Source organism: Bacillus sp. JK106 (genome assembly GCF_053663355.1).
On sequence record NZ_JBSJQC010000002.1, the window covers coordinates 200,946 to 213,494 of the forward strand.

Consider the following 12,549-nt stretch of genomic DNA (forward strand, 5'->3'; position numbering starts at 1 on the left):
CGGGCGTTTATGCAATCCCTTTTTGAATCCAAATCCGCGACCGCCATCTTCTGTACATAAGAATGCCTCTGACCCATTCATCCGCGATAAATGAAATCCAGATGCCCATAAGCCCCAATCCGAAATGGATGCCGAACAGATAAGCGAGAGGCAGTCCGATACCCCACATGGAAATCATCGCCATGTAGACGGGGAATTTTGCATCTCCGGCAGCCCGCAGCGAGTTGATGATAATGACATTAAATGAACGGCCGGGCTCAAGAATGATCGTCATGGCGATCAGCATGCTCGCCGTCGCAATAATGTCAGGGCTGCTTGTGAAGATTCCGATCAGCTGCTTTGAAAACAAGGTCATGATCACGGATGTCAAAGCGGCAATGCCAAGCGCCCAGTACAGACTTTTCATGCAGCGGTCATAAGCGTCGTCAAACCGTTTGGCGCCGATATATCTGCCGATCAAAATCTGTGTGCCCTGGCTGATCGCCGTTCCGAACAGCAGGATAAACATGGTGATGTTTTGTGTATAAACCTTTGTTGTAAGCGCCTGAGCGCCCATAATGGCGATAAAATAAGTGACAACCATTTGTGAAATGTTGTAAGACAGCTGTTCGCCGGCAGACGGAATCCCGATTTTCAGGAGTTTCCGCAAGTGCTCTTTATGGACGTGAAAAATCTTTTGCCATGTCAGACCGAGTCCGATGCGTTTTTTGACGATTACAATCATCGCGATCAGCCCGATGATCCGCGCAAAGGACGTTGACATCGCAACACCGGCGACGCCTAACACCGGAAGGCCGAGCGGCCCGAAAATGACAAGAAAGTTTCCGGCAATATTTAAAATATTCATCCCGATCGTAACGAACATCGTATCCTTCGTATGACCGTAGCTTTTTAAAATGGCGCTGAACGTCATAATCAAAGCCTGAATGAAGGACAGCCCGCCGACCACCTGCAAAAAGACTTTGGCATCCGGCATCAATTCATTGGAAAGACCCATCACATGAAGCAGCGGAACGGCCGCAAAAAATATGGCGGCGCTGATGGCGAGACTGATGACAAAGTTCGCTCCTATTGATACATAAGCCACTTCCTGCGCCTCTTTTTTCTGTTTAGATCCTAAAAACTGTGAAATCACAATTGTCGTACCCGTTGCGATAAAGCTGAACATCACGATAATTAAATTTAAAATCTGATTGCTGACACCCACGGCCGCCACGCTGTTGTCAGAGTATTGGCTAAGCATAAGAGTGTCGGCGTTTCCCATAAACATATATAATGAAACCTCAATAAATATCGGCCAAGTCAGCGCGTATAATGAGAGTTTGTGATCAGAGGATTGTTTGAATGCAGCCCGTTTTAAAATCGCTTGTTTCATTTCTTTTAACCCCTTTCCTGAAAAAATCAACGTTTAAAAGTGTACCTCCATTTTCTTATAATAAAAAGGGAGAGAAACGAAACTTCTTGCAAAAATCCGACTTAAAAAGGAGGGCCGGAAATATGTCCTTTCTCGAGTTCACAGTCCCTCCGTTCCCGGTCTTTATCGCTGCGGGAGAAGGAGTGTTCAAAAAAGGCGAAACCCATGTGAGACGGGTCTTCCCGGTGTTTGATCTGCTGTATGTGAAAGAAGGCGTCCTCTACATTACAGAAGACGAAAACGCCTTTTCCGTTGAAGCGGGAGAATACATTCTGCTTTCTCCCGGTCTTGAACATTACGGAACAAAAGGCAGTGAAGAAACGACATCTTATTCGTGGCTTCATTTTGAAGGAGCGGATTATGAGATGACGGAAACAACCGGGAACAACTGGTCGGAGCTGAGGCGAAAAAAAGGGAGCTTTGAAGAGCCGTCCCGCTACCGGCTGTCCCTGCCGCAAAAAGGGAAGGTGAGACGCCCGCAGTTTATGGCCGGGCAATTCAGTGTGCTGACAGATGACAGCGCCGAGAACTCCGACCTGCCGCTCAGAAAGCAGATTCTGTTTGAAGAGCTGCTGCTCCATTTTCAGAAAGAAGCGTTCCAAATCCCGTCCGCAAAGGAAAGAGTCGCATGGGAGGCCGCCCGGTACCTGCAGGAGCACTATCAGGAGAAAACAACCATCAAAGCGCTCTCTTCGGCACTTCATTACAACCAAGACTACGTGACCCGCTGCATGCAGCAGGTGCTCGGCGTCACGCCCGGCCAGTATACGAACAAAGTCAGAATGACGGAGGCGAAACGTCTTTTGTCCGCAACCAATGACAAAATGGGGACGATCGCAGACGCCATCGGCATGGAGGACCCAACCTATTTTTCCAAACTGTTTAAACAGATTGAAGGCATTTCGCCGCTTGAATACCGCAAATTCGTAAGCCGGAAAACGGACTGACCTAATACCAGAGAACAGAAGAGGGATCGGTAAGCATGAAAATGACAATTTACGACGTGGCCGAAAAAGCGGGCGTCTCCATCTCGACCGTCTCGCGGGTCATCAACAATACGGGGAGGATCAGTGACAAAACCCGCCGGATGGTGCTCCGTGTCATGGAGGAGATGGACTATCATCCGAATGTTCACGCATCCGCTTTGACGGGCAAAAAGACGAATATGATCGGCCTGATCACCCCGGACATTTCAAACCCGTTTTTCGGGGAACTGGCGAAAAGCATTGAAGACAGCGCCGGTGTACTTGGGTTTCATATCATTATCTGCAGCACCGATTATCAGCCTGAAAAAGAAACGAAGTATTTTTCGATGCTGCGGCAGAAGCAGGCGGACGGCATTATATTCGCGACGGGACTTGATCATGATGACAGCGTCACGGCGCTTGATGATATTGTGAAATCGGGCATCCCGCTTGCGATGATTACGCAGGATAAACCGCTCGCGCCGATGGACGTCGTCATTATCGATGACTTTCTCGGCGGCTATACGGCGGCTGAGCATCTCATATCTTTAGGCCATGAAAGAATCGCCTGTATCGTCGGAAACGGTTCGACCACGGGTGAAAGAGACAGAATCAAAGGTTTTCAAAAAGCGTTGCGGGAAGCGGGGATGACACTAGATGAATCGCTGATCATACCGACGGAATATTCGCTGGAAAGCGGAAAGCAGGCAGCGGGCGAGCTGTTTGACAGAGACCTTCCGACCGCCGTTTTCGCCTTTAATGATGTCTTGTCATGCGCGGCGATACAGGCGGCGCGCTCCCGGGGCATTCGGGTGCCGGAAGACTTGTCCGTCATCGGCTTTGACAATACCGTTCTCGCTGAAATGACGGCACCGCCGCTCACGACGATTTCTCAGCCCATCCGCGAAATGGGGCGGCGTGTCGTTGAACTTCTCATTGATGAGATTCAAGGGAAGAAAAAAACAAAAAGCAAAATCATTTTATCTCCGGAACTCGTCATCAGGCATTCTACCGCACCGGTAACGCGCCCTCAGCAATAAGGCGCGTTTTTTTCTGTGAAAAACATTGTCAAACGAGCGAAAAGCATTGTAAAATTAAAACAGCTTTGGAGAAAGCGCTTGCGCAAAGACTGCGGATTGCAAGCAAAGAAAGCCAACAGCTTGAGTTATAAATAAAGCGCTTTCAAAATAATAATTTCTGTTTAATAAGGGAAACCGCTTGCGCCATTGCGGCATGCGGCCTCAAGAAAAAAGGAGCGGTGATAGATGACAGATCAAGTCAGATGTGCGGTGCTGGGATTAGGACGATTAGGGTATTTTCATGCGAAGCATTTAGCCGGCGAAGTTCGGGGAGCCGAACTTGCGGCCGTCTGTGACCCGATGAAGGGGAAGGCGGAAGCGTGTGCGAAAGAATTAGGAATCGCCAAATGGACGGAGAGCCCGTATGAACTGCTGGAAGATCACACGATTGACGCCGTCATCATTGTCACGCCGACAAGCACACATGCGGAAATGATCATGAAGGCTGCTGAAGACGGCAAGCATATCTTTGTTGAAAAGCCGCTCACCCTGAGTCTTGAGGAATCGATTAAAGTCATGAAAAAAATCGAAGAAACGGACGTCATCTGCCAGGTCGGTTTTATGAGGCGGTTTGATCCGGCATACGCCGACGCGAAAAGAAGAATCGACGCCGGGGAAATCGGCAGACCCATTTATTATAAAGGATTTACAAGAGATCAAGGCGCACCGCCCGCGGAATTTATCAAACATAGCGGAGGGCTTTTCATTGACTGCTCGATTCATGATTACGACATCGCAAGATATCTCATGAATGCCGAGGTTACGTCCGTGAGCGGGCACGGGAGGGTTTTAAAGCACCCGTTCATGGAGGAGTGCGGCGATGTCGATCAGGCATTAACGTATCTTGAGTTTGATTCAGGCGCGGCCGGCGATGTGGAGGCAAGCCGAAATTCTCCGTACGGCCATGACATCCGCGCCGAAATAATCGGGACGGCGGGAAGCATTTTAGTCGGCACGCTGCGGAACAGCCATGTCACCATTTTAACGGAGTCAGGCAGCAGCTACGAAATTATTCCGGATTTTCAAGCCCGCTTTAAAGACGCTTACCGTCTGGAGCTTGAGCACTTTGCCGAATGTGTGAAAAAAGGGGAAACGCCGATTGTGACAGACATCGATGCCGCGATTAACTTAGAAATCGGGATCGCCGCGACGGAATCTTTTAAAACCGGAAGGCCTGTAAAGCTTACCCCGGGCGCCCCCAACTATGCCGGATTATGATAGATTCGAAGTGAAAAAGCAAAGGCACGGGAGGCCTTTGCTTTTTTATGATTCGTATGAGAAAAAAATGTAGTCAGTCGGCACACCTTTATAGCCCATTTGGTGAAGCATCGCGCTTATATTGCCGCGATGGTATGTGCCGTGGTTCACAATATGCCGGATCACATCGGCATATGTCGTCTGGAGCGTTCCCATGCGCGGATGAGAAATGGAGATCGGGCCTTCCGTGTTCTCCAAGTCTCTTAAAAATTCGCTGTATTCTTTGTCCAGTTCAGTCATTCTATGTTCAACCGCCTCAAAATCTCCGTCAAGCTTTTCAAATTGATCAAACTGCGAGACGATTTGTTCGTAAGTTTCTCCGTAAAGCACGTGAAGCCAAATGTAATCCGCCCGGTATATATGCACAAGCACGGCGTTCACAGTCGGAAAAACACTATCCAGTTTCTGCTGTAAGCTTGCCGCGGGCAGGCTCTTCAGATGCTGAATAACTTGCTCATTTGCCCATCTGTGGTAGTGATACAGCTTTAAAATGTCTGACATTCCAATTCCCCCTCTTCCTACCGGTACATTCAACATGACCTGGCCGAATTCCTTTTATCGAAACAAAAGCGCCGCAAAATAAAAAGCAGCACCCCACATCACCAATGCCGAGCATTGATTCAGGATGCCGAGGAGCCGGCCGCCTGTATCCGCCGTTTGGACGAGCCGTCCCGCGAATGCCAGTCCGGCGAACCATACCCAGGAAACCATGATACAAGCACCGGCAAACAGCCATTTATCAATTCCCGGATAGGCGGCGGAGCTTGTGCCGATGACACTGACAGTATCCAAAATCGCATGCGGGGTCAAAAGGGATACCATGGCGGCCGTGACCGCCTGTTTTTTTGCCGTGAAAACTGTTTTTTTCGCCTGTTCGGCCTGCGGTTTGCTTCTCCAAGTCTGCCAGCCTAAAAAACTGAGAAACAAAAAGCCGCCTATAAGCATGACGGTCTGAAAAACGGGAATCTCTGCAATAATCATTGACACGCCTGCGACGGCCGCGCTGATGAGAATCGTATCGCATACCGCCGCGGCAATCACTGCGGGAAACGCCTGCCACACATGTTTTTGCCAGGCTCCCTGCTGAAAAATAAACACGTTTTGCGCGCCCAATGGCAAAATAAGGCCGAAAGCGAGCATCACTCCGTGAAGAATGGCATTCATATCGTAAAACCCTCCAATCGTCAACTACATCTCATTGTAGCCGCACTGTGTGCTGATGTCTCCGGCCATTTGGCTGGTACTTAAACCAGCCAAATGTATAATAAATAAAGAAGGAGGGATGACGTATGAACAGCTGGCGTCCGGATCGGGAGTCGCACATACCGCTTTATCTCCAGATCGAACAGCATATAAAAGAAAAAATACTTCATGGCGAATGGACCATTGGCACGAAAATTCCCTCACAAAGAAAGCTCGCCGAGGAGCTTCAGGTCAACCGAAGCACAGTGACGGCAGCAGTTGATGAGTTAATCGCCCAAGGTCTTCTGGAAGGAAAAAGAGGGGGAGGCACAAAGGTCGTCAACAATACGTGGAGCATCATGGCAGCGGCTAAGCCCCTTGATTGGAGCACGTACGTTACATCGGGGAGTCATCAGCCGAATTCATCCTTGATTCAGGCCATTAATCAAAACGAGCCGCGTCCGGATCTGATCAGGCTGGGGACGGGTGAGCTGAGTCAAGAGCTGCTGCCTGAGCAGGAGATGGGCGAACTGTTCCGTGAAGCGGGAACTAACATTTTGGCGCTCGGCTATGAAGAACCGAAGGGCAGCCTGCAGCTTCGGCAAAGCGTCGCGGAACATTTGAAAACAAAGGGGATTCACGCGTCCCCGGCATCCATCGTAATCGTCTCAGGCGCGCTGCAGGCGCTTCAGCTCATTTCAATCGGGCTGCTAAAACCAAACTCCGTCATGCTGACTGAAAACCCGTCGTATCTCCATTCCCTGCGTGTGTTTCAATCAGCGGGCGTCAGGCTTAAGGGAGTGCCGATGGATGGGAGCGGAATCAAAACGGATCATCTTCCCGCTTACCGTCGGCAATACGAAGCGGGGCTGCTGTACACCATTCCGTCATTCCATAATCCGACCGGAACGGTAATGTCACTCAAGCGGCGGAAGGAACTCATCGCGCTCGCAAGAAATCACCGTCTGCCTGTCATTGAAGATGACGCATACGGTGATATATGGATCGATAAAGAACCGCCGCCTCCGTTAAAATCCATGGACGGTGAGGGGAATGTACTGTATATCGGCACGCTGTCAAAAACCGTAAGCCCGGGTCTGCGCATCGGATGGGTCGTCGCCCCTGAGCCGGTTGCAGACAGGCTCGCCGATATTAAAATGCAGACGGATTACGGCTCCAGCGCTTTATCTCAATGGGCGGCATGTCAATGGCTGTCAAGCGGCCGCTATGAAGAGCGTCTTTTGCGTCTCAGAAAGGAACTCAAAATCAGGAGAGATGCGGCATTGTGTTTTCTTGAAAGATACGCGGGAGATATTGCGGAGTGGCGGGTGCCGGAGGGGGGCTTTTATATTTGGGTCACCTTTCATAAAGCATTTTCCGTTCAGACGCTTTTCACCCGTGCCTTGGAGTCCGGCGTGCTGATCAATCCGGGAGCTCTCTATCTTCCCGAAGACCGGCAAAGCCTGCGTCTTTCCTATTCGTACGCATCTTTACCGGACTTGGAAAAAGGCATTCAAACGATAGCGGATATTGCCCGCCGTTTCGTTTAATAAAAGATCACGTCACAATGGCGCCGAGCGCTTCTGCGAATGTAACGGCATGAGACGGAGAGATGCGGCATCCTTTCAGCTTATCAAGCGAGACGTGCAGATGATCAAATGTGCACGTGCTGATATCCATATTAAAAAGAGACGTGCCGATGAAGTTTGCGCCGTTCAAATCACAGACGTCAAGATCTGTGTATTCAAGAACGGCATCATTCCACTCACTTTCTGAAAGGCCGCACGAGTCAAAACGGACATGCTTCATATTGGAATAGCTGAAGGAGCTGTAATTTGCGAGGCAGTCTTCAAACCGTACATGACGCATGGCGGAATCCGCCAGATTCAAGCCGAGAAGTTTTGAATGCTGAAACGCCGTTCTATGGATGATGCTTCCGCTGAAATCAGCGTTTGAGACATCGCATTTGTCAAACAGGACATCCGTACATTCCATATGTCTGAAAGAGATATCCGTAAAAACGATGTTTCTGAAAATGACTTTTTCGGCACGCAGGCCGTCCAGTTTGCCGTTTACGATGCCGTTTTCAATGATGACTTCTTTGAGCTCCTCATCCTGAAGCGCTTCAGTGAAAGAAAGCACCGGCAATTCTTTCGGGATTTTCGGTTTTTGGATCGTATTCATCTCATACTCCCTTTTCTAAACATAATAGCTGAAATCGGCAATTGGCAGATATCGCTTTCTGCCTGCCATCCTTGCTATTGCGTAATGTACAAAGGGTATTAAAAAAGCGGGAGGGCGTCAATAGTGTCGCATATAAAAGCAGACGTGACATTCAAGGTAATGCCCTTAGAGACATGTGCCCAAGGGCTTTTGTCTGTTTCAGGCGAGTTCTTTATACATGATCACATGCGGGCCGATGCCGGGTATGTCAAAGGGGCTGCCAGTGCTTTTCCAGCCGAGCTTCTCGTAATATCCCTTCACGTGACATCTGGCGTTGCACCAGACAAGCGCCGCCCCCATATCTGCCAGTTTTCGTTCCGCATAGGCGATTAACGTGCTTCCCGCTTTTTGCGTCCGGTATTCTTCAAGCGTCGCCATGCCGCGCAGCTGGTAGGCGGGCGCCGCCTGTAAAGCCTGCTGGTTCTGCGGGTAGAAAGAAGCGATGCTGATCAATGTCCCGTCGTAAAAACCTCCGAGATGAAATGCTCCTTTGACGCTGTCCTGATCATATTTACAATCCTCAATCGTCTGATGGGGGCGCAGCACGCTGTGTCTGATGGCGTATGTGTCTTCTGCGGTGATGGGTTTTACTTCAACCATAAAAAATCCTCCTTTGCTTGATTCTTTTTCTGTATCGTACCATGAAAAAGCCGCCTGTCATATCAGGCGGCCTCTTCCGCGTCAATGCAAATATACATCAGCCCGCTTTTCATCCTTTTGCTTAATATAAGCTGCAAGCTCTGATGTCAAATCAGAACGGAGAAACGGGGTGATTAAATAAATTCCGTTAAACAGTTCGCACGCCGTGTCGAGAAGCGACTTGGCGATGGCGAGGCCTTCGGCTTTCTGCTTTTGCTTGTCTTCGCCGGCGAGCGCCATTTTTTCCCGGATGCTGTCTGACAGCTTAATGCCCGGGATCTCATGATGAATGAACTCTGCATTGCGGCTGCTCGTTAACGGCATAATTCCGATATACACCGGTGTTTTGAGGTGTTTCGTTTCATGATGAATGTCAATGAGCTGCTGCTCCGAGTAGACAGGCTGGGACACGAAGTAGTCAGCTCCGCACTCGATTTTTTTCTCCAGCCGTTTTACTGCTTTATCAAGATGGCGGACATTCGGATTAAATGCTCCGGCTACGGAAAAGTTCGTTTTCTTGCCGAGCGGTTTCCCTGATAAAGAAATGCCCTCGTTGAATTGCTTAATCAGCCTGATCAAGTCAAAGGACGTTAAATCATAGACGGAGGTAGCCCCCGGAAAGTCGCCGATTTTTGAAGGATCACCCGTGATGGCTAAAATGTCGGTGAGCCCGAGCGTATCCAGCCCCATTAAATGTGACTGAAGGCCGATGATGTTGCGGTCTCTGCATGTAATGTGAACGAGAGAACGGATATCAAGGCGTTCTTTCAGCAATGAACCGCAGGCGGCATTGCTGATCCGCGGTGTCGCCAATGAATTGTCGGCGAGCGTCAGCGCTTCTATGCCGGTTTCTTTTAATTCAGCCGCCGCTTGCAGAAATTTGTCAAAATTCAATTTTTTCGGCGGATCAAGCTCTACGATAATTGACCGTTTTTGAGCGGCGATTTCGTTTAAACCAGGCTCGGTCCGTTCATTCCGGACGGAGATGATTTCTTCTTCCCGTCTGATTTTCACTTCTTTATCAGTGACGGGAGAAAGTCCGCGGACCGCTTCAGCCATGGCTCTGATATGGTTTGGCGTCGTACCGCAGCAGCCGCCGATAATGCGCGCGCCCTGAGTGCGGAACTGTACGGCGCTCTCCCGGAAATAGGCATCGTCCGTATCATACACAAGCCGGCCTTCTTCTAAAGACGGAAGGCTGCTGTTCGGGTAGACCGATAAATAAGCGTCACGGAAAATCGGCACTTCGGTGAGCGCTTCAATCATGTGGTACGGGCCGAGCCGGCAATTGATTCCCGTTATGTCAGCGCCGAGATCGGCAATTGACCTGAGGGCTTCCCGAAGCGGCGTTCCGTCCTGCAGCACGCCCTGTTCGTGCATGGATACGTTCAGCATAATCGGAAGTTCCGTTTCTTTTCTCGCTATCTTCAGCACTTCGCGCGCCTCTTCTAAATCATAGTATGTTTCCAGGAGCAGACCGTCCGGCTCTTCGTGAAGCAATAAATAAAGCTGCTCCCGAAAGCTGCGTTTAATCTCCTCCAGGCTGTAGGCGTTTTTGTTAAAGGTGCGGATGCCGCCCATCGTTCCCAATACATAAGCGCCGTCTGAGGAAGCGCGCGCGATTCTGACCGCCTCCTGATTGATTTTTTTCGTTTCATCCTCAAGTCCGTATCTTGAGAGCTTAATAAAATTTGCGCCGTACGTATTTGTCTGGATGATGTCTGCCCCGGCTTCGACGTAAGCCTTATGTATCCGCTTGATTTCCTCGGGCTTTGATACGTTCAGTTCCTCAAAACATCTGTCAATGCCGTAGGAATAGAGGAGAGTGCCCATCGCGCCGTCTCCGATTAAAATCCGTTCTTTTAAGTCTTGTAATAGTCCCATTGTTTGCCTCCTTCGTCACATTCAGCAAGGAAAAAAGAGAAATAAAAAAAGTCTTCTTAAGAAGAAGACTTTGTAATCATTTGTCTCTCTTCTTATCTTCCAAGCTGTTTTTAGCTTGCTGGATTTAGCACCTTGGTCATGGTTTGGGTTAAACCATTACACCGGTTGCTGAAGCGTCGTCGGGCCAGTCCCTCGGCTTCTCTTGATAAGAACGTTCATATAATTGTCATGGGTTTCCAAAACTTAACTGTGAAAATCCCTTTCTCCAAATTTACCGAAAATAGAGACAATAATCAATAGGAATCACATAATTTATCTAAAATTAATAAATTGAACGTCAATCGGCAGGTCTGCCCCGCGGACGGCTGCAATAATCTGCTGCAGATCATCTTTATTTTTTCCGGTGACGCGCACTTGGTCGTCCTGAATCTGCGACTTGACCTTCAAGCCGGAGTTTTTAATCACAGCGTTGATTTTTTTGGCGTTGTCTTTATCAATGCCCTGTACAAGCTTCGCGCGCTGGCGCACCGTGCCCCCTGAGGCATTTTCGATTTTACCGTATTCAATGTTTTTCGTCGGCACGTCCCGTTTGATCAGCTTGCCGCTCAGCACATCTTTGAGCTGATTCAGTTTAAACTCGTCATCAGAAATCAGGACAAGTTCTTCCTTTTCTAAAGTTACATCGCTTTTCGATCCTTTAAAGTCATAGCGCGTGCCGATTTCTTTCAGCGTCATCTGAATCGCATTCTGCACTTCGGGAAATTCAACTTTGGATACAATATCAAAAGAACTTTCTTTTGCCATGAGAAAACCTCCTATAACATTTCACTTATGAGTTGATTATAGTAGAATAAAGAGAAATGTCCAACTGCATAAAGCATGAATTTATGCATATTGGAAAAAATGAGAAAAACATCAGCCCCATACGGGCGAATCAGGAAGGACGATAACATGAGACCAGGGCAGCAGCTCACGCTTAGTATAGATCACCAAACCGATTTCGGTTATTTTTTAACCGACGGCGAGGATACGGTTCTTTTACATAACAGTGAAATTACAGAGGATATTGAAGACAGAGATGAAGTGGACGTATTTATTTACGTCGATCATCAGGAAAGACTCGCGGCGACGATGAAAAAGCCGCTTATCAGCTTTTATGACTACGGATGGGTGGAAGTGACGGACGCTGTGGAGGATATGGGCGTATTCGTCGACGTCGGTCTGTCAAAAGACGCGCTCGTCGCAACGGAGCACCTGCCTCCGTACAAATCCGTCTGGCCGCAAAAAGGCGACAGACTGTATTGCATGCTGAAGGTGACAAGCCGCGGACGCATGTTTGCCAAGCCGGCGCCTGAGGATATCATCAGTGAATTATTTACGGATGCAGAGGAAGACGTCATGAATAAAGACCTGACAGGCACGGTGTACAGACTGATCGCATCAGGCTCTTTTCTGATAACCGATGAAGGCATCCGCGCGTTTATTCACCCTTCAGAAAGAAAAGAAGAGCCGAGACTCGGCAGCCGCGTGACGGGGCGTGTCATCGAGGTGAAGGAAGACGGCTCCGTCAACATGTCCCTGCTGCCGAGAAAGCAGGATGCGCTTTCGGTTGACGCGGAGGAGATTCTGACCTATCTGAGATCAAGAAACGGCGCGATGCCTTACGGAGACAAAAGCGATCCTGACGATATCCGCGAACGATTTCATTTAAGCAAAGCCGCCTTTAAGCGGGCGCTCGGGCACCTGATGAAAAACGGCAAAGTGTATCAGAAAGACGGCTGGACATACGAAAAACAATAAATTTTCTGCAAAAACATCGGTGAACCAAAACCGGTGTTTTTTATTTTCTCAAAAGCTCCTATATCCCTCATTTGTTTATCAACCTGCCGAACATACATATTTTATT

Annotated in this window: 12 protein-coding genes and 1 riboswitch; of the genes, 5 read left to right on the forward strand and 7 right to left on the reverse strand. The window is 49.0% G+C overall.

Annotated features, from left to right (window positions below; genetic code table 11):
- Positions 1–7: 7 nt before the first annotated feature.
- On the reverse strand, positions 8–1,375 hold the full coding sequence (locus ACWJJS_RS06540) for an MATE family efflux transporter (RefSeq protein ID WP_003155121.1): 1,368 nt from the start codon (positions 1,373–1,375) through the stop codon (positions 8–10).
- Positions 1,376–1,497: 122 nt separating this feature from the next.
- On the opposite strand from ACWJJS_RS06540, the gene ACWJJS_RS06545 reads away from it, so the two are divergent.
- The 3 genes from ACWJJS_RS06545 to iolG all read left to right on the forward strand — a co-directional run bounded on the left by ACWJJS_RS06545 (position 1,498) and on the right by iolG (position 4,676).
- Complete coding sequence (locus ACWJJS_RS06545) at positions 1,498–2,361, forward strand: AraC family transcriptional regulator (protein ID WP_454023423.1); 864 nt, start codon at positions 1,498–1,500, stop codon at positions 2,359–2,361.
- A gap of 35 nt (positions 2,362–2,396) precedes the next feature.
- Entirely contained in the window at positions 2,397–3,419 is a 1,023-nt protein-coding gene (locus ACWJJS_RS06550; protein WP_454021907.1) for a LacI family DNA-binding transcriptional regulator, read from the forward strand.
- A 225-nt stretch (positions 3,420–3,644) separates the two neighbouring features.
- Positions 3,645–4,676 (forward strand): inositol 2-dehydrogenase, encoded by a 1,032-nt coding sequence (gene iolG / locus ACWJJS_RS06555; protein WP_454023424.1) that lies wholly within the window; start codon positions 3,645–3,647, stop codon positions 4,674–4,676.
- Between the two features lie 45 nt (positions 4,677–4,721).
- On the opposite strand, the gene ACWJJS_RS06560 is transcribed toward iolG, so the two are convergent.
- Both ACWJJS_RS06560 and ACWJJS_RS06565 read right to left on the reverse strand, forming a co-directional pair.
- Positions 4,722–5,216, reverse strand: coding sequence for a DinB family protein (locus ACWJJS_RS06560; protein WP_058906695.1), 495 nt, complete (start codon positions 5,214–5,216; stop codon positions 4,722–4,724).
- 54 nt (positions 5,217–5,270) lie between these two features.
- Positions 5,271–5,879, reverse strand: a complete 609-nt coding sequence (locus ACWJJS_RS06565) for a LysE/ArgO family amino acid transporter (protein ID WP_454023425.1) — start codon at positions 5,877–5,879, stop codon at positions 5,271–5,273.
- Between the two features lie 125 nt (positions 5,880–6,004).
- On the opposite strand from ACWJJS_RS06565, the gene pdxR reads away from it, so the two are divergent.
- On the forward strand, positions 6,005–7,447 hold the full coding sequence (gene pdxR / locus ACWJJS_RS06570) for a MocR-like pyridoxine biosynthesis transcription factor PdxR (RefSeq protein ID WP_317461365.1): 1,443 nt from the start codon (positions 6,005–6,007) through the stop codon (positions 7,445–7,447).
- Positions 7,448–7,454: 7 nt separating this feature from the next.
- Here the strand turns inward: pdxR and ACWJJS_RS06575 are convergent, their stop codons facing one another.
- The 4 genes from ACWJJS_RS06575 to ACWJJS_RS06590 form a co-directional block, all read right to left on the reverse strand.
- Positions 7,455–8,081: a pentapeptide repeat-containing protein gene (locus ACWJJS_RS06575; protein ID WP_317461366.1), complete on the reverse strand. Its 627-nt coding sequence runs from the start codon at positions 8,079–8,081 to the stop codon at positions 7,455–7,457.
- A 198-nt stretch (positions 8,082–8,279) separates the two neighbouring features.
- Positions 8,280–8,720 carry a GNAT family N-acetyltransferase gene (locus ACWJJS_RS06580; protein ID WP_007409151.1) on the reverse strand — a complete coding sequence of 147 codons (441 nt, stop codon included), beginning with the start codon at positions 8,718–8,720 and terminating at the stop codon, positions 8,280–8,282.
- A gap of 81 nt (positions 8,721–8,801) precedes the next feature.
- A complete protein-coding gene (locus tag ACWJJS_RS06585; RefSeq protein ID WP_070081610.1) occupies positions 8,802–10,643 on the reverse strand; it encodes a bifunctional homocysteine S-methyltransferase/methylenetetrahydrofolate reductase in 1,842 nt (613 codons plus the stop codon).
- An 89-nt stretch (positions 10,644–10,732) separates the two neighbouring features.
- Positions 10,733–10,855: riboswitch (SAM riboswitch) on the reverse strand.
- Between the two features lie 100 nt (positions 10,856–10,955).
- On the reverse strand, positions 10,956–11,447 hold the full coding sequence (locus tag ACWJJS_RS06590) for a YajQ family cyclic di-GMP-binding protein (RefSeq protein ID WP_012117263.1): 492 nt from the start codon (positions 11,445–11,447) through the stop codon (positions 10,956–10,958).
- A gap of 99 nt (positions 11,448–11,546) precedes the next feature.
- Here ACWJJS_RS06590 and ACWJJS_RS06595 point away from each other — a divergent pair, with 99 nt between their 5' ends.
- A complete protein-coding gene (locus ACWJJS_RS06595) occupies positions 11,547–12,443 on the forward strand; it encodes a CvfB family protein (protein ID WP_169539338.1) in 897 nt (298 codons plus the stop codon).
- Positions 12,444–12,549 lie beyond the last annotated feature (106 nt).